22 protein-coding genes are annotated in these 24242 nt (G+C 65.7%); 6 read left to right on the top strand and 16 right to left on the bottom strand.

Annotation, left to right across the window (positions count from 1 at the left end):
* Positions 1–68: 68 nt before the first annotated feature.
* Positions 69–1847: an acyl-CoA dehydrogenase C-terminal domain-containing protein gene (locus tag G7Y85_RS10215; RefSeq protein ID WP_166255874.1), complete on the top strand. Its 1779-nt coding sequence runs from the start codon at positions 69–71 to the stop codon at positions 1845–1847.
* 57 nt (positions 1848–1904) lie between these two features.
* On the opposite strand, the gene G7Y85_RS10210 is transcribed toward G7Y85_RS10215, so the two are convergent.
* The 5 genes from G7Y85_RS10210 to G7Y85_RS10190 form a co-directional block, all read right to left on the bottom strand.
* Positions 1905–2495 carry a hypothetical protein gene (locus G7Y85_RS10210; RefSeq protein WP_166255871.1) on the bottom strand — a complete coding sequence of 197 codons (591 nt, stop codon included), beginning with the start codon at positions 2493–2495 and terminating at the stop codon, positions 1905–1907.
* Positions 2496–2576: 81 nt separating this feature from the next.
* Entirely contained in the window at positions 2577–3008 is a 432-nt protein-coding gene (locus G7Y85_RS10205; protein ID WP_166255868.1) for a DUF3429 domain-containing protein, read from the bottom strand.
* 98 nt (positions 3009–3106) lie between these two features.
* Positions 3107–3694, bottom strand: coding sequence for a ferritin-like domain-containing protein (locus G7Y85_RS10200; RefSeq protein ID WP_166255863.1), 588 nt, complete (start codon positions 3692–3694; stop codon positions 3107–3109).
* An 83-nt stretch (positions 3695–3777) separates the two neighbouring features.
* On the bottom strand, positions 3778–4428 hold the full coding sequence (locus G7Y85_RS10195) for an MBL fold metallo-hydrolase (RefSeq protein WP_166255860.1): 651 nt from the start codon (positions 4426–4428) through the stop codon (positions 3778–3780).
* Positions 4425–5537, bottom strand: a complete 1113-nt coding sequence (locus G7Y85_RS10190; RefSeq protein ID WP_166255857.1) for a mechanosensitive ion channel family protein — start codon at positions 5535–5537, stop codon at positions 4425–4427. Before G7Y85_RS10190 ends, G7Y85_RS10195 begins: the two co-directional genes overlap by 4 nt.
* 195 nt (positions 5538–5732) lie before the next feature.
* Between G7Y85_RS10190 and G7Y85_RS10185 the strand changes: the two genes are divergently transcribed.
* The gene (locus G7Y85_RS10185) at positions 5733–6851 is read left to right on the top strand and encodes a CE1 family esterase (protein WP_166255852.1); all 1119 of its coding nucleotides are present in this window, start codon (positions 5733–5735) and stop codon (positions 6849–6851) included.
* Between the two features lie 97 nt (positions 6852–6948).
* Here G7Y85_RS10185 and G7Y85_RS10180 read toward each other — a convergent pair whose 3' ends face one another.
* Together G7Y85_RS10180 and G7Y85_RS10175 are read right to left on the bottom strand one after the other, a co-directional pair.
* Positions 6949–7362 (bottom strand): YchJ family protein, encoded by a 414-nt coding sequence (locus G7Y85_RS10180; protein WP_366514941.1) that lies wholly within the window; start codon positions 7360–7362, stop codon positions 6949–6951.
* Positions 7363–7366: 4 nt separating this feature from the next.
* On the bottom strand, positions 7367–7768 hold the full coding sequence (locus tag G7Y85_RS10175) for an MAPEG family protein (RefSeq protein ID WP_166255849.1): 402 nt from the start codon (positions 7766–7768) through the stop codon (positions 7367–7369).
* A 164-nt stretch (positions 7769–7932) separates the two neighbouring features.
* Between G7Y85_RS10175 and G7Y85_RS10170 the strand changes: the two genes are divergently transcribed.
* Positions 7933–9495, top strand: a complete 1563-nt coding sequence (locus G7Y85_RS10170) for a sodium:solute symporter family transporter (protein WP_166255846.1) — start codon at positions 7933–7935, stop codon at positions 9493–9495.
* A gap of 81 nt (positions 9496–9576) precedes the next feature.
* Here G7Y85_RS10170 and G7Y85_RS20445 read toward each other — a convergent pair whose 3' ends face one another.
* The 6 genes from G7Y85_RS20445 to G7Y85_RS10140 form a co-directional block, all read right to left on the bottom strand.
* The gene (locus G7Y85_RS20445) at positions 9577–10335 is read right to left on the bottom strand and encodes a class I SAM-dependent methyltransferase (RefSeq protein WP_166255843.1); all 759 of its coding nucleotides are present in this window, start codon (positions 10333–10335) and stop codon (positions 9577–9579) included.
* Positions 10336–10392: 57 nt separating this feature from the next.
* Positions 10393–11574, bottom strand: coding sequence for a fatty acid desaturase family protein (locus tag G7Y85_RS10160; RefSeq protein WP_166255840.1), 1182 nt, complete (start codon positions 11572–11574; stop codon positions 10393–10395).
* Positions 11575–11591: 17 nt separating this feature from the next.
* Complete coding sequence (locus tag G7Y85_RS10155; protein ID WP_166255837.1) at positions 11592–12701, bottom strand: ferredoxin reductase; 1110 nt, start codon at positions 12699–12701, stop codon at positions 11592–11594.
* Between the two features lie 92 nt (positions 12702–12793).
* On the bottom strand, positions 12794–13390 hold the full coding sequence (locus G7Y85_RS10150; protein WP_166255834.1) for a DUF938 domain-containing protein: 597 nt from the start codon (positions 13388–13390) through the stop codon (positions 12794–12796).
* 39 nt (positions 13391–13429) lie between these two features.
* Positions 13430–14179 (bottom strand): alpha/beta fold hydrolase, encoded by a 750-nt coding sequence (locus G7Y85_RS10145; RefSeq protein ID WP_166255831.1) that lies wholly within the window; start codon positions 14177–14179, stop codon positions 13430–13432.
* Complete coding sequence (locus G7Y85_RS10140) at positions 14176–15222, bottom strand: M14 family zinc carboxypeptidase (protein ID WP_166255828.1); 1047 nt, start codon at positions 15220–15222, stop codon at positions 14176–14178. The genes G7Y85_RS10145 and G7Y85_RS10140 overlap by 4 nt, the downstream gene beginning before the upstream one ends.
* A 156-nt stretch (positions 15223–15378) precedes the next feature.
* On the opposite strand from G7Y85_RS10140, the gene G7Y85_RS20440 reads away from it, so the two are divergent.
* Positions 15379–15510 carry a hypothetical protein gene (locus tag G7Y85_RS20440; RefSeq protein WP_277817148.1) on the top strand — a complete coding sequence of 44 codons (132 nt, stop codon included), beginning with the start codon at positions 15379–15381 and terminating at the stop codon, positions 15508–15510.
* Between the two features lie 17 nt (positions 15511–15527).
* On the opposite strand, the gene G7Y85_RS10135 is transcribed toward G7Y85_RS20440, so the two are convergent.
* A complete protein-coding gene (locus G7Y85_RS10135) occupies positions 15528–16052 on the bottom strand; it encodes a protein NO VEIN domain-containing protein (protein ID WP_166255825.1) in 525 nt (174 codons plus the stop codon).
* 360 nt (positions 16053–16412) lie between these two features.
* Positions 16413–17324: a 5'-nucleotidase gene (locus G7Y85_RS10130; protein ID WP_166255822.1), complete on the bottom strand. Its 912-nt coding sequence runs from the start codon at positions 17322–17324 to the stop codon at positions 16413–16415.
* 183 nt (positions 17325–17507) lie between these two features.
* Between G7Y85_RS10130 and G7Y85_RS10125 the strand changes: the two genes are divergently transcribed.
* Positions 17508–18509, top strand: a complete 1002-nt coding sequence (locus G7Y85_RS10125; protein ID WP_166255819.1) for a BPSS1187 family protein — start codon at positions 17508–17510, stop codon at positions 18507–18509.
* Between the two features lie 11 nt (positions 18510–18520).
* Here G7Y85_RS10125 and G7Y85_RS10120 read toward each other — a convergent pair whose 3' ends face one another.
* A complete protein-coding gene (locus G7Y85_RS10120) occupies positions 18521–19426 on the bottom strand; it encodes an alpha/beta fold hydrolase (RefSeq protein ID WP_166255816.1) in 906 nt (301 codons plus the stop codon).
* A gap of 205 nt (positions 19427–19631) precedes the next feature.
* Here G7Y85_RS10120 and G7Y85_RS10115 point away from each other — a divergent pair, with 205 nt between their 5' ends.
* Positions 19632–24179, top strand: coding sequence for a DEAD/DEAH box helicase (locus G7Y85_RS10115; RefSeq protein WP_166255813.1), 4548 nt, complete (start codon positions 19632–19634; stop codon positions 24177–24179).
* Positions 24180–24242 lie beyond the last annotated feature (63 nt).

Raw genomic sequence — 24242 nt, 5'->3', positions numbered from 1 at the left:
AGTATGGAGCCAATTTCAGGGCGCTCCGCGGAGCGCGCGCATCCCTTTTCAAGTTCCGGAGTTTTCACATGCCGCAATACACCCCGCCGCTGCGCGACATGCAGTTCGTCCTGCACGAAGTCCTCAAGGTCGAGGACGCGTTCAGAGAGCTGCCGCCGCACGCCGATCTCGATGCCGAGACGATCAACTCCGTGGTCGAGGAGGCCGGCAAGTTCGCGACCAACGTGACCTTCCCCCTCAATCAGTCCGGTGATGCGGAAGGCTGCACCTACGTCGGCGACGGCGTCGTCACCGCGCCCAAGGGCTTCAAGGAAGCCTACGCGCAGTATTGCGAGCAGGGTTGGCCGGCGCTGTCCTGCGATCCCGACTTCGGCGGCCAGGGCCTGCCGGAACTGGTCAACAACGTGCTGTTCGAGATGCTGAACTCGGCGAACCAGGCCTGGACGATGTACCCGGGCCTCTCGCACGGTGCGTATGCGGCGCTGGTTGCACGCGGCACGGACGAGCTGAAGCAGACCTATCTGCCGAAGCTGGTGTCCGGCGACTGGACCGGCACCATGTGCCTGACCGAGCCGCATGCCGGCACCGACCTCGGCATTCTGCGCACCAAGGCCGAACCGAACGCCGACGGCTCGTACTCGATCACCGGCACCAAGATCTTCATCTCGTCCGGCGAGCACGACCTGTCGAACAACATCGTGCATCTCGTGCTTGCGCGCCTGCCGGATGCGCCGGCCGGCACCAAGGGCATCACGCTGTTCGTGGTGCCGAAGTTCATTCCGGACGCCAAGGGCGAGCCGGGCGAGCGCAACACGGTGAAATGCGGCTCGATCGAACACAAGATGGGCATTCACGGCAACGCCACCGCCGTCATCAACCTCGACGGCGCGAAGGGCTGGATGGTCGGCGAGCCGAACAAGGGCATGGCCGGCATGTTCATCATGATGAACGGCGCGCGCCTTGGTGTCGGCATGCAGTCGCTGGGTCTGGGCGAAGTCGCGTACCAGAACTCGCTGGCGTACGCGAAGGATCGCCTGCAGTCGCGCTCGCTGACCGGCCCCAAGAACAAGGACAAGCCGGCCGACACCATCATCGTCCACCCGGACGTGCGGCGCATGCTGCTGACGCAGAAGGCCTGGAACGAGGCGGCGCGCATGCTGTGCTACTGGGTCGGCCTGATGATCGACCAGTCGCACAAGCACCCGGACGCGCAGGTTCGCGAAGACGCCGACGATCTGGTCGCGCTGCTGACGCCGATCGTCAAGGCCTTCATCACCGACAACGCGTTCGAGGGCACCAACCTCGCGATGCAGGTGTTCGGTGGCCATGGCTTCATCAAGGAATGGGGTGTCGAGCAGTACGTGCGCGATGCGCGCATCAACCTGATCTATGAAGGCACCAACACCATTCAGTCGCTCGATCTGATCGGCCGCAAGGTCTTGCTGGACGGCGGCGTGAAGCTCGGCAAGTTCGGCAAGCTGGTACAGGCGTTCGTCAAGGACAATGCCGACAAGCCGGAGATGAAGGAATTCATCGAGCCGCTGATGGACATCGGCAACAAGGTGACGATGCTGACCAGCGATCTCGGCCAGAGCGGCGCAAAGAACCCGGACGACATGGGCGCAGCCGCGGTGCCCTACCTGCGCGTCGTCGGGCATCTGGTCTACTCGTATCTGTGGGCACGGATGGCACGCGTCGCACTCGACAACGAAGGCGACTTTTACAAGGCCAAGCTGTCGACGGCACGCTTCTACTTCGCCAAGCTGCTGCCGGAAACGGCGTTCCAGATCCGCTCGGCGCGTGCCGGTTCGGCGACGCTGATGGAACTCAATGCGGCGCTGTTCTGACACCCTCCGCCACACGAAAAAGGGGCCGCTCGTCGGCCCCTTTTTCAGTTCCCCCTTTCAAAATTCGCCGATCAGACGGATGCCGTAACTGTCCGCCTTGTACTTGCCACCGAACTCGTCCTTGTAGTCCATGCCCGTGTAGCTGGCGACGATCCAGCGCCAGCCGACTTCCAGGGTGTAGCCGAGGCTGTTGTCGAAATCGACATTCGGCCCCAAGCCGCCACCATGGAACTTGATGCCGGTTTGCCAGATACCGCCGCCACCCAGGCGAACCCCGTTGTCGAAGTGGTAGCTGGCGATCAAATTGATCGGGACCCGCGACAAGTGGATGTCGGCGTTCGACGCCTTGGTGGTCACGTACTTGAAGCCGATCGTCGTCCGTATCGAGACGTCCTGCTCCGGCCGCATGTAGAAGCCGACACCCGCACTGAGTCCCTGTCCGGCACGGACGCTCTGCGTCGAGTTGTCATCGAAGTACACGCGCGCCACTTCGTCGCCACCGAATTCGGCGGCACCTTCGACGACCAGGCCGTAGCGCTGGTACGGCACCGCATTCGCCGGCTGTGGCGATTGCGCCCGCGCCACGTGCGCAGGAGCCGCGCACAGCAACATCACCGCGCCGCAAGCGGCGCCACCACGCATCATCATGGAATCCCCCGGGAAAGCGCCGATCGGCGCCGGCCGACGATAGCAATCGCAGCCGGTACCTGGCCAGTACGAAGCAGCCCCTCAGCCGAGCTGGTATCGCCAGGCGATGCAGATCAGCACGCCCAGTGTCAGCGCGATACGCAGCCGGAAATAACTGCTGACCGGATCGAGCACGCGCTCGCGCCAGACTTCGGCGGCAGCGAGCAGCACGAAAACGACGGTCAGCGCCAGCAGGGACAGGGAAAACGGCAGCAGCACCGCCCCCCAGGCCAGCAGCATCAATGCCGCCGACATCAGCAGACCGAGCTGCCCTGCAGGATTCGCGAGCACGAGCAGCGCCAGCCCCCAGAAGCTGCCGGCCATGAAGGCCGCGATCAGCGCTGCGTACAACAGCCAGGCCTGATCGAGCCAGACCGGCGCCGACTGCGGCGCGACGCTCAGCCAGAGGGGCCCCGCAGCGAACGGCAGCAGGCCGGCATAACCCAGCACAAACAGCAGCGGCGGCAGCTTCATGACGATGCTCGTCGAGGGAACGCGTCTAGCCTAGCCCGGAATCGCGGCCAACAAAAAGGCCGGTTCAGAACCGGCCTTCGGTTTGCTCCTGCCCGGGCTCAGTGGGCTGTGCCGCGCGCGCGCAGCGGCTCGTGTGCCGGCTCGCCCTTCTTGCCGAGCTCTTCGAGCAGCGTGCTCAGATCCTCGGCGTGCTCTTCTTCCTTCGCGAGTATCTCTTCCATGACCCGCCGGCTGGTCGGATCATCGCTGCCGAGGTACTCGACGATTTCACGATAGCTGTCGATCGCAATGCGTTCGGCAACCAGATCCTCCTGCAGCATCTCGACGATGTCCTCGCCCTCGACGTAATCGGAATGCGAACGCGTCAGCAGGCCGTCCGGGGACAGGTTCGGCTTGCCACCGAGCTGAACGATGCGGCCGCAGATCTGATCGGCGTGCTGCTGTTCCTCGGCGGCGTGCTCAGCGAACTCGGCGGCGACCGCCGTCGCATTGATGCCGGAAGCCTTGAAGTAGTGGTACTTGTAGCGCAGCACGCAGACGATTTCGGTGGCCAGCGCTTCATTGAGAATCTTGATCACCGTACTACGGTCCGCCTTGTAACCCTCGGTGACGGCGCCGTTGTGGATGTGCTGACGCGCGCGGCGGCGGATGTTCTCGATGTCGGTGACGAATGGCTTGGTGCCCATGGCGACTCCCCGGCTGAAGCTGCGAATTGGAGCCCACAGCCTGCCCGGACGCGATGAATCTTCACTGACCACCGGCGGAGCTTTCAGCCGAAACGACGGTCCGCGACGAACGGATTGCTGCGGCGCTCCTCACCGAAACTCGAAAGCGGCCCGTGGCCCGGCACGAAGCGAATTTCGTCACCGAGCGGGAACAGGCGCTCGCGAATCGAACGCACCAGATCGTCGTGATTGCCACGCGGAAAGTCGCTGCGGCCGATGCTGCCGGCAAACAGCACGTCGCCGACGAAAGCCAGTTGCGACGGCTGATGGTGGAAGACGACGTGACCCGGCGTATGTCCCGGACAATGCAGCACATCGAAGCGCAGGCTGCCGAGTTCCACCGTGTCGCCGTGCCCGAGCCAGCGATCCGGCGTGAAGCTGCGTGCCGGCGGAAAACCGTATCGCGCCGCCGCTTCCGGCAAACCCTCGATCCAGAATTTGTCCTCCTCGTGCGGCCCCTCGATCGGCACGCCGAGCTGTTCGGCCAGCTCGGCAACGGCGCTGGCATGATCGAGGTGGCCGTGCGTCACCAGCATCTTGTCGATCGTCACACCGTGGTGCCGCGCACGGTCGAGCAGCCGCTGCGGTTCGCCGCCGGCATCGACCAGTGCACCGCGCATGGTCGCGTCGTCCCAGATCAGCGAGCAGTTCTGCTGGAATGCGGTGACCGGAATGATTTCGCAGCGCAGGCTCATGAGGTTTGCTCCGGTCCCGGCTGTGCCGGCGCCAGGCCAAGGATCTGCACCGGCGAGGCGACGTGCAGGGTCTGGGTCGGATAGGCGAAGCCGATGCCTTCATCGGCAAACAGGCGGACCATCGCCAGATTGATCAACTGCTGGGTGTCCATGTACTTGTTGAAGTCCGGATCGAGCATCCAGTAGACCACTTCGAAGTCGTACGACGAATCACCGAAGCTCGCGAAATGCGCGCGGTCGAAGCGCACCAGATTCTGGCTCTTGATGATGTCGCGCACCATGTCGGCAACCCTTTCCAGCTTGTCGACGGGCGTCTCGTAGAGGATGCCGAACTTGAAGACGATGCGGCGCTCCTGCATGCGCTTGTAGTTGCGGACCCGCGCCTTCAGCAGATCGCTGTTGGCGAAGATCAGCTGCTCGCCGCCGAGGCTGCGCAGTCGCGTCGTTTTCAGGCCGACGTGTTCGACCGTGCCCATGAAGTCGCCGACGATGATGAAATCGCCGATCACGAACGGCTTGTCGATGACGATCGACAGCGACGCAAACAGATCGCCCAGAATGTTCTGTACCGCCAGTGCAACGGCGATGCCGCCGACGCCGAGGCCGGCAACCATCGCCGTGACATTGACACCAATGTTGTCCAGACCGACCAGCACCAGGAAGGCCCAGAGCACGACTTTGGTGATGAAGTTCAGCGCCCCGAGGCTGGTCGCCGCACCGGCGTTTTCCTGCATCGCCCGCTCGCGCGACGTGGCGATCCAGAAGTCGATCGCACCACCGACCCACAGCCCGGCCTGCAGCACCATCGCCAGCGACGCCGCGCCCTTCACGAACAGTGCGACCCGATCCGGCAGATCAAGCGAATGGCCGACCAGCCAGAACGCCGGCAGCCACACCAGCAGCAGATGTGTCTGCCGCACCACGAATACCAGCAGATCGTCGACCATCGTCGACGTACGCTTTGCCAATGCCGCCAGTCGGCGTACGACCAGCGAGCGGATCAGGCCGACGACCAGCACCACGGCGGTCGCGATGCCGAATGCGATCAGCCATTCCTGAATGGAATTTTCGAACAGCTTCTGCTGGAGGAAATGCTGAAGGAAAAGCATGTCGGGGAGGGTCCGGGGCGAGACGAAGGCCTCGCATGATAATCACTGGAACCTGAACTAAAAGCCCCGCGCACGGGTCAATCGCCTACGCGGGGGTCGGGGAACGGCCGTTTTCTAAATAATGCGCCTGCCGCTAAACTGCTGTTATGGGCCGTCCGCACGGCGCAGACCTTTGACGAGACTTGGGGAATTTGAATGAAGTTGATCCAGCAATGGCTACGCCTGACATTCGGCGCGCTGCTCGTGCTGATGCTCGCGACGGCCTGCAGCGGTGGTGGGCATAACGGGTCCAGCAACGGCTCCGGCGACGGCGGCGGGGATGGCGGCGGCGGCACGACGCTGGCCTGCAACCAGCAATTCAACCCGGACGATGCAGCCGCCGGCGACGACTGCACGCCAAGCTACAACACCTACTGCCCGGACGCGACCTCGCCGACCGTGCTCAACGACTCGACCGTCGGCGCCTGCGACGGCGTTGCCGTGACGCCGGGGAGCGTCACCGCCAACGGGCTGACCTCGAACTACGAAGTCCTGACGCCGACATCAACCGCCAAGGCCGACGCCGGCAGCGCGGCCCTGATCATCGCCCTGCACTGGTCGAACGGCACCGGCGAATCGATGGCGAACCACATGCGCATGTCGGAACTGGCCAAGGCCCGCAACGTCACGATCGTGCTGCCGACGGCACCCGATGCGTATCCGTTCCGGACCTGGGGCAATTCGGTGGTGGCCCCGGTCAGTACGCGCGCCGATCGCGAAGCCTTGATCGATGCGCTGATCGCGCAGGTCAAGGGCACGGCGAAGGCCGGCAGCACGACACCGCTGATCATGGTGGGCGTCTCTGGTGGCGCCGTGCTCGCCTACGAATACAGCTGCGATCACGCCGACGTCGTGGATGGCGTCGAACTGGTGGCGGCGGAAATCATGCCGGACGACCTCAGCGCCTGCCATCCGTCGCAGCCGCTCGCCTCGGTTCAGGTGCAGGGGACCAGCGATCCCCTGGGCTCGTACGCCAACACCCAGGCTGCATTTGAAGGTCTGCTGACCAACAACGGCTGCACGGACGCGGACGTCAAGCACGCTTCCATGCCGGTGCCGAGCGGCGAGCTGATCAGCGGCATCGACGTCGCCTACACCGCACCGTGCAGCAGCGGACTGGGCAGCGCCCTGGTGACGATCGACGGCGGCGGCCACAGCTGGCCGGGCCTCAATCGCAACTTCGACGTCCTGCCGGTCGACCTGTTCGGTCCGGTCACCAAGGGCTTCGACGCGACGCTGCAGGGCTTCGATCTGCTGAGCTATCTCGGCGGCTGACCAGCCTTACGCATGAAAAAAGGGCTGCGCTTCGGCGCAGCCCTTTTTCGTTGCGCGCGTCGCGCGATCAAGGCGCGATCGGCACCCGGCGCTGCCCTTATGCCGGCTTCAGGATTTCGCCGTCGAGATATTGCCAGCGGCCATCGACACGTCGAAAGCGACTGCGCTCATGCAACCGCCGGGCGCTGCCCCCGCCGACACGGAAGCGGGCGATGAATTCGACGGTCGCAGCTTCCGGATCGCCGGCATCGATCGCGTGGTCGACGATGCGCAGTCCCAGCCACCGCGTCGCAGGGTCGAGGTCGTCAAGACCGAGTGCCGGCCGTGTCGATCGGTGCCAACTGTCGAGCAGGTAGGGCACGAGACACAAGGCGTAGGCGCTGTAGCGCGAACGCATCAGCGCCTCCGCCGTGGCTGCCGGCGCACCGTCATGCAGCGGCTTGCAGCACTCCGTGTAGCGGTATTTCGAGCCGCAGGGACAGCCCTGCGGCACCGGGGCCGGTCTCGCCACCGGCTCAGTACCACAGTGCCGATGCGCGCAGTCCCTGATACGTGCACAGCCCGGCTGCGATCAGCAGCACGAGGAAGCTCAGCGCCGTGCCCCACATGCGGCCGAATCGCGAATGTTCGGTGAAGCCGAAGGCGTAGCCGTGCAATACGCGCCCGATCAGCAGTGCCAGCCCTAGCGCATGAATCAGATAGATCGAGAAATGACTGAATTCGAGAATCGCGATCAGCAACAGCGTCAGGGGCACGTACTCGACGAAGTTCGCATGACCACGTATGCGCCGGATCATCAGGACGTTGCCGCCGTCGCCGAGATTGATGCCGAAGCGCCCCCGTCCCTGCACGACGCGTACGCTGAGCACGAAAAACCACAGGCCAAGCAGACCGGCATACAGCGGTGTCACGATCATTTCACGCCTCCCCTCTGGACGATGCGGCGCAGCGTATGCCGCCCGCGAGACGGCGACAAGCGCCTTGACGATCGTCCGGTTTCGCGGCGATGCGCCGCCGTCGGCGTTTGCATCATCGTCGCCAGCATGTTTCCCTAGAAAGGGATTCAGCCAGTCACGGACTCATGATTCAGCTTTCGGCGCTCGACTATCTTGCGATCGCGCTCTACTTCGTTGCCACCCTCGCCATCGCCATCTGGGCCGCGCGCGGCAAGACCACGTCCGAAGACCTGTTCCTGGCCGGTCGCACGCTGGGGCCGATCGCCGTCGGTTTCTCGCTGTTCGCGGCCAATGTGTCGACCGACACGATGATCGGCCTGCCCGGTGCGGCCTACCGCACCGGCATCTCCGCCGCGAACTACGAGTGGATGGCCGGCGTCGTGCTGATGTTCACCGTCTTCTTCGTGCTGCCGGTACTGATGCGCGCGCGTGTCACGACCATGCCGGAGCTGATGGAGCGGCGCTTCGATCCGCGACTGCGAAAATACCTGTCGGCCATCACCCTGTTCCTGTCGATCATTCTCGATACGGCCGGCACGCTGTATGCCGGTGCGCTGATCATCACCACCTTCGTGCCGTCGCTGGGACTGTGGGAAACGACCTACGCGATCGCGATCTTCACCGGCCTCTACACGGCCGCCGGCGGTTTGCGCGCTGTGGTCTACACCGACGTGATGCAGGCGCTGGTGCTGCTGATCGGCTCGGCGGCGCTGTCGTGGATCGTCTTCGGCAAGTTCGATCATTCCTGGTCGGCAGTCGCCGCATCGGTGTCGCCGGAGCACTTGTCATTGATCCGCCCGCTCGACGATCAGGGCGTACCCTGGCTGGGCCTGCTGACCGGCCTGCCGATCGTCGGCTTCTACTACTGGACCATGAACCAGTACGTCGTGCAGCGCGTGCTCGGCGCGCGCGACATACGCGCGGCGAGCCACGCCTCGGTGATCGCCGCCGCGCTGAAACTGCTGCCGCTGTTCCTGATGACGATGCCCGGCGTGATGGCGATTACCCTGCTGCCCGGACTCGAACATCCGGATCAGGTCTTCCCGGCCATGGTCACGCATTTCGCACCGGCCGGCCTCGCCGGTCTGATCCTCGCCGGTCTGGTCGCGGCATTGATGTCGACCTGTTCGGCAACACTGAACTCCGCGGCGACGCTGATCACGCTCGACTTCGTGCAGCCGCATCGACCGGCCATGACGCAGAACCAGCTGGTCTGGACCGGCCGCATCGCGACGCTGGCGATTACCCTGCTGGCCGCGACCTGGGCGCCGATGATCCGGCACTTCCAGGGCTTGTGGGCCTATCTGCAGCAGGTTTTCGCCTTCGTCGCCTCGCCGCTGGTGGCGATCTTCCTGATGGGCCTGTGGCTGCGTGGACTCGGCGCACGCGCCGCGCTGCGCGGCCTGGTCTGCGGTCACCTGTTCAGCGCGGCCCTGTTCGCGGCGCGCGAGGCCAAGCTGTTCGGCCTGCACTTCACGATCATCGCCGGGGTCGTGTTCGCCGCCACCGCGATCTTCACGCTGATCTGGATGCGCGTGCTCGGGGCCGCCGATCGCCCGAGCGCCGACGACGCGCGGATCGCCGTCATCAGTCACAGTCATGACCTGCCGCGCGTGCCCGTCGATGCCCGCGTCGCCGCGCTTGTCGTGCTGATCGCGACCGCGATCATCGTCTACTGCTTCCGCTGACCGGGGAGCGCCGCGATCCGCCACGGCCGGCATCGACTGGCCGCACCCGCCGGATCCGCACCGCGCGATCACTGCCGCGGTCTATCCTGCCTTGCTGGCGGTCACGGTGCGCGTCGGCATCACGAACAGGAAATTCGGTGCGCTGAGCTGTACTGCCGGCAGGCCGGCATCGCGCAGGAACGCGGCGTATTCCGGGCCGTGCCGGATATCGACCAGACAGACGCGTCCGCCGGGCCTGAGCACGCGCACGATCTCGGCCAGCGCCCGACGCCGGTCTTCACGCGACGCCATGTTGTGCAGGGCCCAACTCGAAACCACGACATCGAAACTGGCCGCATCGAACGGCAGTTCGCGCGCGTCCGCCGTACGCACTTCGACACGTTCGCCAACGCCCTCGAGTCGCATGTTGCGCAAGGTCGCTTCCGGGCTGTTGCGCGACTGATCTTCGTTGCGCCAGATATCGATGCCGATCGCGCGACCGCTGCTCAAACGCTGCGCGATGCCGGCCAGCATGAGCCCATGTCCGCAGCCGATATCGAGCACGCGTTCATCACCACGCCAAGGCATCGCCGCCAGCAGCTTGTCGCGCAGGCGAAACTTTCCGACCTTGCTGCCCCAGAGCATCACGCAGGCAGTGGCGACGAACGACCACCCCATCCAGCCCAGCGACCGGGCGATGCCGAGCGCGCTTTCGGCCGTCGCGACGGGCAACAGCGCCACCAGCGACGGTGCGGCGAAGTTCACGACCAGCGCCACCGTGCCGATCATCAGGAAACGCCGCACGACGTCGGGCGCGTCGATACCGTAGTCGGGAATCTCCTGCCGTTGCGCGTCGCTCATGCGCAGACCGCCGTACCGGACCGGCTCAGCATGCTGTCAGCACCTGCCGGAAAAATCTCACGCGGTCGCGGCCTTGATCCGGCCGCCGGGAAACGCGAGCCGCCAGATCGTCCAGGTCGTACTGCCGAACTGGCGCGTCAGAGACGCGGTGTTGTACGGCAGCCGGTAGCGGGCGGCCAGCGCCCGGACGCGCGGCGCCACCTCCGGATAGCGATTGCTCGGCATGTCGGGAAACAAGTGGTGTTCGATCTGGTGGCTGAGATTGCCGCTGAGGACATGAAACAGTTTGCCGCCGCCGATGTTGGCGCTGCCAAGCAGCTGGCGGATATACCAGCGCGCGCGTGTCTCGCCCTCGACGTCCTGCTTGCTGAAGTGATGGACCCCGCTCGGAAAATGTCCGCAGAAGATGATCACGTTCGACCAGACATTCCGCATCAGATTGGCGAACATGTTGCCGCCCGCGACAAGCAGGAAAGCGGCCAGCGCGACAGCTGCCGGGTTCACTTGCAGCACGAGCGCTGCCGGCAGCGTCAGCAAAGCGCCGAGCGCAGGCCACAGGACGTAGTCCTTCAGGAGCTGTCGCGACGCCTTCCAGACGATACGCCGCAGCATCGGCCGAACCGAGGCCAGCGACTTCTCGCCTTCGAGGATCTTGTCGACTTCGAGATCGTGGATGGCCACGCCCCACTGGAACAGGATGTTGAGAAAGAAGTTGATGAGCGGCTGCGCGAGAAACTTGGGCCGCCAATGCTGGACCGGCGTCACCCGCAGCACGCCGTAGCCGATGTCCGGGTCCTTGCCGATCACGTTGGTCCAGGTGTGATGCACGACGTTGTGGCTGTGTTTCCACTGATCGGACGGACAGACGTTGTCCCACTCCCAGGTGTTGCTCTGGATGTTCGGGTCACGCATCCAGTCCCACTGGGCGTGCATGACGTTGTGACCGATCTCCATGTTCTCGATGATCTTGGCGATGCCGAGCATGATCGATCCCAGCGCCAGCACCACCAGAAACTGTGGCCAGCCGGCGTAGGGCAAGCCACTGAGCGGCAGCGCCAGCAGGCTGATGAACATGACGATGCGACCGCCCAGCGCCAGACTGCGCTGCCAGCGGATGACGCGCAGGATATAGGCGCGATCGCGATCGCCACGCGAGTCCATGACCTCATTGCGGATCGCGTCCATTTCGCGTCCGAATTCCTCTATGTCGCCGGCGCTCAGATGAGAAGGAATACCCATGTGCTTGCTCCTGAATCCTAGAGTTCGAGCTCGGCGTCGCCCGCAGCCGCGCAGACACAAATCTGCACGATCTGATCCGCTTCGTTCAGCATCGCGTTCGTGCGCAGGTCTCGTACGCAACCCGACTTCAGCACGGCATCGCAGCCGTGGCAGATACCCATGCGGCAACCATGCGCCGGATTGAGCCCGTGGTCCTCGGCCAGCCGCAGCAGATTGACGACGCCGTCCGAACTCGCGACCACGCCGCTGCGTGCGAAACGCACCGTACCACTGCTCACCTGCGCCGGCGTCGCCGCCACCTGCGCGCGAAAGCGTTCGCTGTGCAATTGCCGGGACAGTCCCGCCCGATCCCAGTGCGATTCGAGGGCATCCAGCAGCCCCTGAGGACCGCAGGCGAAGACGTCGCGGTCACGCCAGTCGGGACAGACCTCGCCAAGTTGCTCGGCGCTGAAATGACGCCGGCCGGCTGCCGCCGCGGTCGGCGCCGCGCCGGGCTCGCGGGTGTACAGCAGATGCAGGCGGTATTGCGGATGCCGCGCCGCGAGCGCCCGCAGTTCGTTGCCGAAGATCACGTCGTAGGCATGTGGCGCATAGTGCAGGTGGACCACGTCCGGCAAACGCTCCTGTGCAACCAGACTGCGCAACATGCTGATGATCGGCGTAATCCCGCTGCCGGCGCTGATGAACAGCGGTTGCACCGGATTGGCGTCGGGAAGGTAGAAATCGCCCTGGGGCACGCCGATCGGCAGATGATCTCCCGGCTTGATGTTGCGCACCAGATGATGCGACATGCGACCGCCGGTGATGGCCTTGACGGTAATCGTGATCAACTCGTCGCTGGCCTCGGGGGCGGAGCTGATGGAATAGGTCCGCGTGTAATGCATGCCGCCGATCGGCACGCCGATTCGCAAATGCTGTCCCGGGCGATGGCTGCGCCAGTTGCGACCCGGCCGCAAGGTGATCGTGCGCGCATCGGCGGTTTCGTCCCAGACCTTCTCGACGCGCGCCTGCAAGGCATGCGTGGTCCACAGGGGATTGACCAATTCCAGATAGTGCGAGGTGCGCAGCGGCCAGGCGAAAGCGTCGCCCAGCCGCGTCAACCACGAAGGATTGTCAACGGGCTGCATGCATTCTCCCCGGTCGTTGTTCTTGTCCGGCTAGTCTGCCCGCATGCCGGCAATAGATCATTCATGCACTGCAGCAACCTTGCGTCGGCCGCTCAGTCGCGTCGCCAGATCCGGCAGCGGTTGTTGGACGGCATCGCGACATCGTCGATCAGCACGAAGCCGCAGCGGCGCGCCAGCGCATCGACCACCTCGGCATCGCGAATGCCCATGTGCGCACCGCGCGCCTTCAGCCATTGATCGAAATCGGCGTTGCTCGCGCTCGTGAACTCGCCGCCGTAATTGAACGGCCCATACGCGACGACTGTGGCATCGTCCTGCAGCGCCCGGTGCAGACCGGCAAACGTCGCTTCCACTTCCGGCCAGCTCATGATGTGCAGGGTATTGGCGGTGAACGCGGCGTCGTGGCTTCGCGACGGCCAGACATCGGCGGCGACATCGAGCGCGATCGGCGGCAGGGCATTTTCCAGCTTCGCCTCGTCCAGCCACGCGCGAATGCCGTCGTGGTGCTCGACGCGCTCCGAGGTCTGCCACTGCAGCTGCGGCATTGCTGCCGCGAAATAGACCGCGTGCTGGCCGGTGCCGCTGCCGATTTCCAGCACGCGACGCCGATCGGCGAACTGCGTTTTCAGGACCGCGAGTATCGGCTCGCGATTGCGGTCACAGGACGGTGCATGGGGTTTGTCGCGCATGCGCCGAGCTTCGGCTGCGCGCCACGGCAATGCAAGCCTTCAATACCAGCGCTGCACCTGCTCGACGATCCAGTCGCCGTCGTCCAGGGGCAGATCGTGTCCGGCATGCGGATGTTCGAACAGTGGACAATCCCAGGCTTCGGCGAGGCGGCGTGAACAGCGTGGATCGACGAGGTGATCGCCGGCACTCGCGAGTACCAGCAGCCGCGTGGCCGGCGCCTGCAGCGGCGCGCGAAACCGCGCCGCCGCGTACAGCTGGCGCAGGGCGTTTTTCGGCGATACCGGATACCGGCGCCGCCATGCTGCCCAGTCGTCCAGTACTTCACGCGCATGCTCGCGATTGTTGCTGGTCATGCGCAGGATGAGCGCCTCGCTGGCACGTTCGTCGTGCTCGGCAAACAGTCGCAGGATCGTGCCGTACACCGCGGGCTGCAAGCGCCAGTGCACGGGACTGAAGGGGCGCATGCTGGTATTGATCAGGACGCAGGCGCGCAGTTCCTCGGCGTGCGCAGCCGCCCAGGCGGCGGCGACCATGCCGCCGAGCGAGATCGCCAGCAGGTGATACGGCGGCGCAAGCTTGCGTACCGCCAGCTCGCGGCGACAGCAGGCCATCATCGCGGCGACGCTGGCCGGACTCGCTTCACGATGCAGCACGCCATTGCCCGGCAGATCGAGCATGACGATCGGGGCGGCCGGAAACGCGCGCTGGAACGCGTCGGAAAAGCCGCCCCAGTGATGGCTGTCGCGCGTCAGGCCACGCAGGAAGATCCACGGCGCCGAATCGGTCATCCCGCTACTTTCGCATACCATCGCGCCATCGCCTGCGCATAGTGCTGTTCGCGGGCGACCCCGTCCGGCAGCCAGCGCGTATAGCTGATCGCGGCCCGCGTGAAGAAGTCGAGCAGCGCGATATGGCGCCGCATGACGCGCTGCTGGCGGTGTGCGATCAGCGGATTGAAGATGCCGTAGCGCGAGAAGATCTGCCGCGGGTTCTTCTTGATCCACAGCCAGGAACCCATCTCCAGCGTCAGCGGCAGGAACACCGATTCATCACGTTCCTGCGCGCGCAGATAGAGGTGATCCCAGAGGTCGCCATGTGTCAGATACTGCAGGCTCTGCGGCTCGAACACATAACGATGGTGCGCGTGGCTGGTGTCGAAAATCGTCCGCAAGGCGTGCACTTCCGGCAGGTGCGGGATCGGCCGACGCGTGTGTGCGTACGGAAACCAGATGCGGTCGTCGACGCCGAAGCCGGAATGACAGTCGACCGCGAGACTGAACGCACGGCCCAGCATCTCGGCTTCGACCAGCTCGCACAGCGCCGCGCTTTCGACTTCCATCGCCGCGCCGCTGCGGCCGCGATACCAGGGCAGACCGGCGCTGACGCGCTGGCCGCCGATCATGAACGGCACCGGCTCGCTGGCATCGACCGGCGCATTGCGCATCAGGTCGACACCGCGCGGATTCGCCCGCGTCCCGCGCCACAGTCCACCGGGATTGACCAGCGGCATGAAGACCATGCGCACATGCTGCAACTGCTGGTGCAGCGCGTTGTCCCAGGACAGCCGCATCACCAGGCTGCGCAGATAGGCCATCACCACTTCGGCGCCGATCCGTTCAAGCCCGTGAACGCCGCCGAAGAAGCCGATCGCCGGCGCTTCAGGCGACGGGTTGCCAAGCGTCAAGGCATGAACAGGGAAACGATGCGTGCCGGCTTCCACTTCACAGAGCACCCGCGCTTCGAGATACGGCGCACCCTGATCGATCAGCGCCTGCAACTCCGCCAGTTCCGGCAGAACGGTGTCGCTGACAGGAGAGAGGGGGGAAACCACGGCGCGGGATTATGCGCCGCGCAGATGACAAGGCTTTGACGGCCGCGACACGGCACCGCTGTCATCGCCTTGCCATGTTCGCGTAACAGAGTCGGGCTAGGGTGAAGCATCCGGTTCCTGCACAGCGTGCAGGCGATCAAAGTACAGGAGCATCCCATGGCCCGCATCGTTCGCAAACTGATGACCTCCGCACCGGTCACGATCGGCGGCGTCGCCGTGCTCGGCGCGCTCGAATTCGTTGCCCTGCAGCGCTCGCGCGCGATGGCGAAGCTGCAAACGAAAGCCTGACCAGGCGCGGCGCGCGATCAGAGATAGCGCGCCGGATCGCTCACCGAACCGAGCGCGCAGTGCCGGCCAACGGCACCGACAAGGGCAGACAGGCGCGGCAGCCGTCGAAAGCCGAGCGGCCGATAAAGAGCGAACTGTTCGCCGAACTGCTTTGAAGCCGCCAGTTCGCGATTGCTGAGACAAAACGGCGCTTCCCTGCCGGACGCCGTCGTCCTGACCTCAATCAGGCGCTCCTTGCCTCCCGTTTCGAACGACAGCACATCGCAGCCCATCGCCCCTCGATCCGGCGACGTACTCGACCTTTTCGCCGAGGCGTTTCTCGCCCAGCGAGCGCAGGCGAGGAAAAATTCTCCTCCTGCCGCACCGAGCGGGCGATTGCGCGTTTCGCGCGCACGACAGTCCCGGACAACACCGGGCGCATGGGCGTCACAGGCCGCTTCCGGCTCTTGCACACCGATCACGCTCGACCGCGGCGCGTCGATCAACAGTGATTCGAGCGTGATCCGCAACGGCAATGCAGCCAGCCGCTCCGTAGCCGTCATTGCCATTATCGAACAGCGTGTCTTGCTCAGGCCGGCTTGCGACGACGCCGGACAACAGCGCCTGACAATTTGCCGGCGACTTGCACCCTCGAATAAACGGGTATCCGTGCGCGATCATCGCGGCGCTGATGTTCTGATGCTTTCGCCCGACCGATTCGTCCGAACGCGACTTCAGCTTCGCCTTCGGCGGCGCGCGATGAGTCGACCTGCCGTAACGCCGAGCTGCAAGCTCCAGCGTCAGCATATGGAAACAGTCGGCGACAATTGCCTCGACTTCGTCACGTGGCCAGTCGGCGAATTCGGGCACGCCAGCCTCGCATTCCGGGTATCCCCTTCGCCTGGTTCCGCCTCGATAGTGACTCACGCGCGCCGGATATTCACCACGCCCGCCGATACATGCCCGGTCGGGCCCGCCAGCGCGGCGGACTCGCAGTGCGTGAGCTGGTCGTCGAAGAAGAAGTCCGGCTCGAACTCCTTGAGGAACGGGCCTTTCTGCAGCCCGCCGAGGAACATCGCTTCGTCGACCCCGATTCCCCACTCGATCAAGGTGCGGATCGCGCGCTCGTGCGCCGGCGCGCTGCGCGCGGTAACCAGCGCCGTGCGCAGCTTGATGGCGACCTTCTCGCCGGCGGCGCGCTGCAGACGGTGCAGGGCTTCAAGCAAGGGCTTGAACGGGCCGGGCGGCAGTGGCCGCGCTGCGTGAGCGGTTTCGTGATTCTGGAACGCGTCGAGTCCGCCGCTCTGGAATACACGCTCGGCTTCGTCGGAAAACAGCACGGCGTCACCGTCGAACGCGATGCGCAACTCGTTCGGATGCCGCACTGCGTCGACCACCGACTGCGAGAACACGCGCGCGGCCGGGAACTGCGCATCGAGCGCACCACCGACATCGGCGTCGTTGGCCGACAGGAACAGGTGCGCACCCAGAGGTTTCAGATAGCGGAAAGGCGGTGCGCCGCGCGTGAACACGCCACGCTGGACGTTGATGCCGGCGGCCTTCGCGGATTTGAATACGCGCAGCCCGGAAACCGGATCGTTCCGTGAGAGAATGACGACCTCGACGCGATGCTCGCCATCGTCGTTGAAGGCGAGCAGCTTCTTGACGAGCGGGAAGGCAACGCCGGGTTTGGCCGGCAGGTCGGCCCGTTCGAGCTGCAGGCGTTCGTAGGCGTCGTCACCCTGTTCATCGAAGACCTGGTTCTCGGCTTCGAAATCGAACAGGGCGCGCGACGACAACGCAACGACCAGCTTGTTTTCAAGATTGACGCCCATCCGGCGCTCCGTTTTTCGAGGTCGCCATTGTCTCGCGACTTTGGCTCGAAACGTGCGCCTGATGTCCTCGGCCCGCCGATTTTTCGCCGGCGCCGTCTGGCACGGACTCCACACGATTCAAATCAGGGCAGATAGGGCATGTCGGTGATACGCGCAGGTCTACGATGGTGCATTGCAGCAATCGTGCTGCTGGGTTTTGGCAATCGGGCGTTCGCGGCGGTCGACAGCCTGTATGTGCAGCCGGCCGATACCGGCGCCGGCATTTCGCGGGTCTACAGCCAGAACGCGAAGCATTACGTGCTGCAACCGGACAAGGCCGGCCGCAAGAACGTGCTGGTGATCTTCCTCGGCGGCTCCGGCAGCACGCCGTCCGACTATTCGACGTTTGCCGAATACGCGGCCAGCCTCGGCTATGGCGTGCTCGATCTGCAATACCCGAACGGCCTGGCGGTTGGCACCACCTGCATGCTCAGCGACGCCTGCTTCACCAATCTGCGCGGCGAAACCAGCTTCGGCGCCCGCGTTGCGTACGCGCCGGGCATGGCGAGCTTCAATTCGACGGCGACGCTCGTCGACGCCGACAATTCGATCGTCAGTCGCGTCGTCAATCTGATCGATTATCTGGCCCACAACGCAAGCCTGGATCGCGCGTACTGGGCCCAGTTCCTAACGGCGAATGCCAACTCGCCATACAGCACGAGTGGCAGCGGCAAGGCCTATCCGAACTGGTCGAAGATCGTGATCGCCGGGCATTCGCAGGGTGGCGGGGATGCCGCGTTCATCGCCATGCATCTGCCGGCGTCGACGCCGGCGCGTCGCGTCGTGCTGTTTTCGGCACCGAACGATTCGATCGGCGGCGGCAGCGCGAGTTGGATCGCCGGCCCCTCCGCAACGCCGCCGGCGAAATTCTGGGGCATGCACGCGCAGGACGAAGGCACTTACGGCCAATACGTGTCGCTGAACTGGCTGAATCTCGGCGGACTGGGTGTCGGCGGCCCCAACAGTCTGGAGATCCTGCTCGGCGACTTCGGCATCGCCGCGCTGACACACCGGCTCGTGCTGAACAGCGCCGGTTCCTCCCTGACCCAGCACGACAGCACCGCCGCCAACGACCCCTACGGCCGTTACCCCGAAGATCGCGTCAAAGCCTGGGCGTATCTGCTGACGGCGAACGGCAGCGACTGACGCCGCGCACCTCAGGCGCGCGCCGCATTGCCGGTGATCAATCCGGCCCAGCGCGGCATCAGCGGCAGGGCGATGTCGTGACCCATGCCGGCGATCAGTTCGAGTTTGGCGCCGCGGATCAGCTGCGCGCTGCGCTGACCGCAGACAGGGCGCAGCAGCGGATCGGCAAGACCGTGGATGATCTGCGTCGGCGCCTTGATCTGCGGCAGCAGCGATTCGAAGCTGCCGGTCGCGAGTATCGCCTGCGTCTGCCGCACCACACCGGCGGGGCGGAATGCGCGATCGTAGGCGCGGCCGGCCAACGCGGTGCGGTACGCGGTCGGAGTCGGATAGGCCGGGCTGCCGACGCGATTCAGCATCGCCGTCGAACGGCGGATGACGGCCTCGCGGGTTTTCGGCTTCGGCCCGACGCCGGCCATCCGCCACAGCACGTCGAAACGCGCCGGCGGCAGCTTCGGATGATTGGTGCTCGACATGATCGAGGTCAGCGAACGCACGCGACGCGCATGCCGGGCAGCGACGATCTGCGCGATCATGCCCCCCATCGACGCGCCGGCGATATGTGCCCTGGAGATTCCCAGCGTATCGAGCAGGCCGACCACATCGTCGGCGCTGTCATGCAGCGTGTAGTTCGACGCCGCCGAGCGCCCGAGGCGACTGGCGAGCCACGCCTGCGGCAGATTGACCTTGATGCCGCGATCGCCGTCGCCCGAAAGACCGGCATCGCGGTTGTCGAAGCGGATCACGCGAAAGCCCTGCGCCACCAGCGGCGCGCACAGTGCGTCCGGCCAGTGGATCAGTTGGCCGCCCAGCCCCATGATCAGCAGCAGCGGTTCACCCTGCGCCGGTCCGGCTTCTTCCCAGTTCAGTTGCAGGCCATTGACGCAGGCGCTGCCGGCGGACCAACACAGCTTCATGACGTTCGTGTGTCCTTCTTGTGACGTTTGCGTGAATCTTTGGCGACCATAGCAAACGATGGCCATCGGAAGTCACCTCGCCGTTCGTCGGCGTGACGAGCGGGCACGCGGCCGGCACCGGCGGCAGTCGGTCGGAGGAGACGCCTGGCTCGCGCGAACGCCGAGGCGCATTTCCTGAGCCCCAAACGCTCTAAGCTAGGCCCATATGCAGCACAAGCTTCCCCTCGCCGCTCCCGCCGTTGCCCGCGAAGGTCCGCTGGCCGGCCTGTTCCACCCGGCCGTAGCCGGCTGGTTCACGGCGGCGTTCGGTCAGCCGACGCCGGTTCAGCAACAGGCCTGGCAGGTCACGGCGCGCCAGCACAATGCGCTGATCACGGCGCCCACCGGCTCGGGCAAGACGCTCGCCGCGTTTCTTGCCGCGATCAACGATCTGGTCAGCGAGGGCATCGAACAGGGCCTCGCCGACGAGACCCAGGTGCTGTACGTCTCGCCGCTGAAAGCCTTGTCCAACGACATCCGCAAGAACCTCGAAGCACCGCTGGCCGGCATCGCACAGTGCGCTCGCGAACTCGGCCTCGGCGAGCTGGCGATCCGCAGCGCGGTACGCACCGGCGACACCTCGGCGCTCGATCGCGCGCGGATGAAGAAGGTGCGGCCGCACCTTCTGGTCACGACCCCCGAATCGCTGTTCATCCTGCTCAGCTCGGATGCCGGTCGCGACATGCTGCGCACGGTGCGCAGCGTCATCGTCGACGAATTGCACGCGGTCGCCGGCAGCAAGCGCGGCGCGCATCTGGCGCTGTCGCTGGAGCGGCTCGATGCGCTGTGCGGCACACCACCGCTGCGCATCGGCCTGTCGGCCACGCAGAAGCCGATCGAGACGATGGCGAGACTGCTCATGGGTTCGCGCGGAATGGTCGTCGGCGATGCCGCCGACGCGATGGCGGCGATCGGTCTGCCGCCGGCGAACGCGTCTTCCGCGGGCCCGTCCGTCGCAAATGGAAAGCGGGAATCCAGGGCACGCGATCTCTGCGTGATCGTCGACGCCGGCCACACGCGCGAACGCGATCTGGCCCTCGAGCTGCCGCGCTCGCCGCTGTCGGCGGTGATGGCCAACGAAGTCTGGGGCGAAACCTACGACCGCCTCGCCGAACTGGTCGACGAACACCGCACGACGCTGATCTTCGTCAACCAGCGCCGTCAGGCCGAACGCGTCGCGCGTCACCTCGCCGAACGCATCGGCGAGGACGCCGTCACCGCCCATCACGGCAGCCTCGCCAAGGAACATCGCCTCGATGCCGAACAACGCCTGAAGGCCGGCAAGCTCAGGGCACTGGTCGCCACCGCGTCGCTGGAACTCGGCATCGACATCGGCGATATCGATCTGGTCTGCCAACTCGGCTCGCCGCGCTCGATCAACGCTTTCCTGCAGCGCGTCGGTCGCGCCGGACACGCCGTGCGGGCGACACCGAAAGGTCGGCTGTTTCCGCTGACGCTCGATGATCTCGCCGAATGCGCGGCGCTGATGGAAGGCGTGGCGCGCGGCGAACTCGATCGCGTGATCGTGCCGGACGCGCCGATGGACGTGCTCGCGCAGCAGATCGTTGCCGAAGTGTCCTGCACCGAATGGGGCGTGGACGAACTGCACGCGCGATTTGCGGGCGCGCTGCCGTATGCCGGCATGACACTCGCCCGCTTCGAGCACGTCGTGCAGATGCTGGCCGACGGCTACGTTACGCGCCGCGGTCGACGCGGCGCCTTGCTGCACCACGACGCCGTCAACCGCCGCCTGCGCGGCCGACGCGGCGCGAAGCTGACGACGGTGACCAACGCCGGCACGATCCCCGACCAGTTCGATTACGAAGTCGAGCTGGTCCCGGAAGGTCTGCGGGTCGGCACGCTCAACGAGGACTTCGCGTTCGAATCGCTGCCTGGCGACATCGTGCAGCTCGGCAACACTTCCTACCGCATCGTCAAGATCGAAACCGGCCGCGTGCTGGTCGAGGACGCCAAGGGCCAGCCACCGACGATGCCGTTCTGGCTCGGCGAAGGCCTAGGCCGCTCCGACGAGCTGTCGACCGCGGTCTCGAAGCTGCGCGCGCAGGCCAACGAACGGCTGAGCGACGAGCTTGAAAGCGGCGTCGCCTGGCTGCAGCGCGACTATGGTCTCGGCGGCAACGGCGCCGCGCAGCTCGCGAACTACTACGGCAGCGCCAGAACCGCGCTGGGCCTGTTGCCGACGCGCGACCGCATCGTGTTCGAGCGGTTCTTCGACGAGGTCGGCGATACGCATCTGGTGATCCACGCACCGCTGGGCTCGCGCATCATGCGCGCCTGGGGACTGGCACTGCGCAAGCGTTTCTGCCGGCAGTTCAATTTCGAGCTGCAGGCCGCCGCGCTCGACGACTCGCTGGTGCTGTCACTGGGCCCGACGCACAGCTTCCCGCTCGACGAGGTTGCGCATTACCTGCATTCGAACAGCGCACGCGAAGTGCTGACACAGGCCGTGCTGCAGGCGCCGATGTTCGGCACGCGCTGGCGCTGGGTCGCGTCGATTGCGCTGGCCGTCGCGCGCAACCGCAACGGCAAGCGCGTGCCGCCGCAATGGCAACGCTCCGACGCGGAAGATCTGCTGACGCACGCGTTTCCGGACGCCGTTGCCTGTCAGGACAATCTGCCGGGCGATCGTGAAGTGCCGGACCACCCGCTGGTGCATCAGGCGCTCGAAGACTGTCTGCACGAGGTCATGGACGTCGATGGCTTCATTGCGCTGCTCAAGCGGATCGAATCCGGCGCCGTGGAAATCATCTGTCGCGATCTGACAGCACCATCGCCGCTGTCCGGTTCCATCCTCACCGCCAAGCCCTACGCGTTTCTCGACGACGCGCCCGCCGAGGAACGACGCACGCTGACGGTGCGCAGCAGCGGCTTTGCCGAGGCAGCGACCGCTCGCGATCTCGGCGAACTCGACGGCAGCGCGATCGCGCGCGTGCGCGAGGAAATGCAGCCCGAGCCGCTGAACGAGGACGAGCTGCACGACGCATTGGTCGTGCACGGCTTTCTGACCGACACGGAAACAGAGCACTGGCGCGGAATGCTCGATCGACTGATGGCGGCACGCCGCGTCGTCCGCCTGCGCCTCCCTTGCAGGCGCGGCGCGAGCCGCGAAATGCACGCCGGATCGTCGCCCGAGCTCGCGGCTTGCACCACTTCTGCGAAAACAGCTGAGGGTCTATGGGTTGCCGCCGAACGCCTGCGCGAGCTGCGTGCGATTCTCCCGGATGCACGCCTCGACGGCGACGCCCCTGAACTCGGCGCGCCGGTCGATGCCGACAGCGCCCTGCGCGAACTGATGCGCAGCCGCCTGGAGTTGCACGGCCCCGTCACCGCGATGGCGCTCGGCGCGCCGCTGGGCGTGTCCGGCGACGCGATCACCCCAGCCCTTCTCGCCCTCGAACAGCAGGGCTACGTCATGCGCGGCACCTTCACGCCCGAGGCGATCGCCGCCCGCGACACCGAGTGGTGCGAGCGGCGCCGGCTGGCGCGCATTCACCGCTACACGCGCGACCGCAAGCGCGCCGAATTCCAGGCGGTGCCGGCCGCCGCGTTCATGCGTTTCCTGTTCGACTGGCAAGGTCTGGTCGGCAGTCAGCAGCGCGAAGGGCCGGCCGCGCTGGAACTGGTGCTCGCGCAGCTCGAGGGCTTTCCGGTCGCGGCCAGTGCCTGGGAGACGGAAATCCTGCCGGCGCGCATGCGCTGGTACGAGGAACACTGGCTCGATCAGCTGTGCGCGAGCGGCCGCGTGATCTGGCAGCGACCGCCGGGCAATGGCGACAGCGCACGCAAGAGTGCGCCGGTGCGCGCGACACCGATCGTGCTGCTGCCACGCGAGCTGGCACGCCACTGGCAGTCGGCACCGGATGCCGAACCGGAGCTGTCCGGTGCGGCGCAGGCCGTGCTCGCCGCGCTGCGCGAACACGGCGCGTCGTTCTTCGTCGACCTGGTTGCCGACACCGGCCGTCTGCGCAGCGAGGTCGAAGCTGCGCTTGGCGAACTGGTCAGCCACGGCCTGCTGACCGCCGACGGCTTCGCCGGCCTGCGCGCACTGGTGGCGCCGGCCGAAATCAAGGCACGGCGCCTGCGGCGTGGCGGCGTCAGGGCAGCGTTCCAGAATCTCGAAAGCGCCGGCCGCTGGACGCTGGTGCGCGCGCGCAAACCGGCGGCGGATGATGACGACGCGACGAAGACGGGCGACGACATCGAACACATCGCACGCGTGCTGCTGAAGCGCTATGGCGTGGTGTTCCGCAAGCTGATCGAACGCGAACCGCAGCTGCCGCCATGGCGCGAACTGTTCTATGTCCTGCGCCGGCTCGAGGCGCGCGGCGAGATTCGCGGCGGCCGCTTCGTCAGCGGCTTTGCGGGCGAGCAGTTCGCCCTGCCGGAAGCCGCCGGAAGCCTGCGCCGCTTTCGCGAGGAGAAAGACGAAGACTTTGTCGTCGTCTGCGGCAGCGACCCGCTGAACCTGACCGCTTGCGTGCTGCCCGGCGAGCGCGTGCCGGCGCTGCCCGGCAACCGCATCCTGTTCCGCAACGGCACCCCCGTCGCCGTCAGCATCGGCGGCGCCGTGAAATATCTGGCACGCAGCGACGAGGCGACACAGTGGCAGTGGCGCAAGACGCTGATCCGTCGCGGTCATGGTGGACTCGAGCCGAACGATGAAGGCGGTCACGGCTCGCTTCCAGCCCCGTAGCATCGATCACGCAGGCCGGCATCATGGATGCCATCCAGGCTGCAAGTTGATGTGATCCCTGTC

The organism is Solimonas terrae, assembly GCF_011067135.1.
GTDB lineage: Bacteria > Pseudomonadota > Gammaproteobacteria > Nevskiales > Nevskiaceae > Solimonas > Solimonas terrae.
Note: the sequence above shows the minus strand (reverse complement) of the source record. Positions and strands in the feature narration are given on the sequence as shown.

Coding starts and splice junctions, on each gene's coding strand:
- G7Y85_RS10155 (WP_166255837.1), bottom strand. CDS start 12,701: ATGCAGCCCGTTGACAATCCTTCGTGGTTGACGCGGCTGGGCGACGCT.
- G7Y85_RS10135 (WP_166255825.1), bottom strand. CDS start 16,052: ATGACGGCTACGGAGCGGCTGGCTGCATTGCCGTTGCGGATCACGCTC.
- G7Y85_RS20445 (WP_166255843.1), bottom strand. CDS start 10,335: ATGAGCGACGCGCAACGGCAGGAGATTCCCGACTACGGTATCGACGCG.
- G7Y85_RS10120 (WP_166255816.1), bottom strand. CDS start 19,426: ATGAAGCTGTGTTGGTCCGCCGGCAGCGCCTGCGTCAATGGCCTGCAA.
- G7Y85_RS10210 (WP_166255871.1), bottom strand. CDS start 2,495: ATGATGATGCGTGGTGGCGCCGCTTGCGGCGCGGTGATGTTGCTGTGC.
- G7Y85_RS10150 (WP_166255834.1), bottom strand. CDS start 13,390: ATGCGCGACAAACCCCATGCACCGTCCTGTGACCGCAATCGCGAGCCG.
- G7Y85_RS10160 (WP_166255840.1), bottom strand. CDS start 11,574: ATGGGTATTCCTTCTCATCTGAGCGCCGGCGACATAGAGGAATTCGGA.
- G7Y85_RS10215 (WP_166255874.1), top strand. CDS start 69: ATGCCGCAATACACCCCGCCGCTGCGCGACATGCAGTTCGTCCTGCAC.
- G7Y85_RS10185 (WP_166255852.1), top strand. CDS start 5,733: ATGAAGTTGATCCAGCAATGGCTACGCCTGACATTCGGCGCGCTGCTC.
- G7Y85_RS10190 (WP_166255857.1), bottom strand. CDS start 5,537: ATGCTTTTCCTTCAGCATTTCCTCCAGCAGAAGCTGTTCGAAAATTCC.
- G7Y85_RS20440 (WP_277817148.1), top strand. CDS start 15,379: ATGGCCCGCATCGTTCGCAAACTGATGACCTCCGCACCGGTCACGATC.
- G7Y85_RS10205 (WP_166255868.1), bottom strand. CDS start 3,008: ATGAAGCTGCCGCCGCTGCTGTTTGTGCTGGGTTATGCCGGCCTGCTG.
- G7Y85_RS10130 (WP_166255822.1), bottom strand. CDS start 17,324: ATGGGCGTCAATCTTGAAAACAAGCTGGTCGTTGCGTTGTCGTCGCGC.
- G7Y85_RS10170 (WP_166255846.1), top strand. CDS start 7,933: ATGATTCAGCTTTCGGCGCTCGACTATCTTGCGATCGCGCTCTACTTC.
- G7Y85_RS10195 (WP_166255860.1), bottom strand. CDS start 4,428: ATGAGCCTGCGCTGCGAAATCATTCCGGTCACCGCATTCCAGCAGAAC.
- G7Y85_RS10175 (WP_166255849.1), bottom strand. CDS start 7,768: ATGATCGTGACACCGCTGTATGCCGGTCTGCTTGGCCTGTGGTTTTTC.
- G7Y85_RS10200 (WP_166255863.1), bottom strand. CDS start 3,694: ATGGGCACCAAGCCATTCGTCACCGACATCGAGAACATCCGCCGCCGC.
- G7Y85_RS10145 (WP_166255831.1), bottom strand. CDS start 14,179: ATGACCGATTCGGCGCCGTGGATCTTCCTGCGTGGCCTGACGCGCGAC.
- G7Y85_RS10115 (WP_166255813.1), top strand. CDS start 19,632: ATGCAGCACAAGCTTCCCCTCGCCGCTCCCGCCGTTGCCCGCGAAGGT.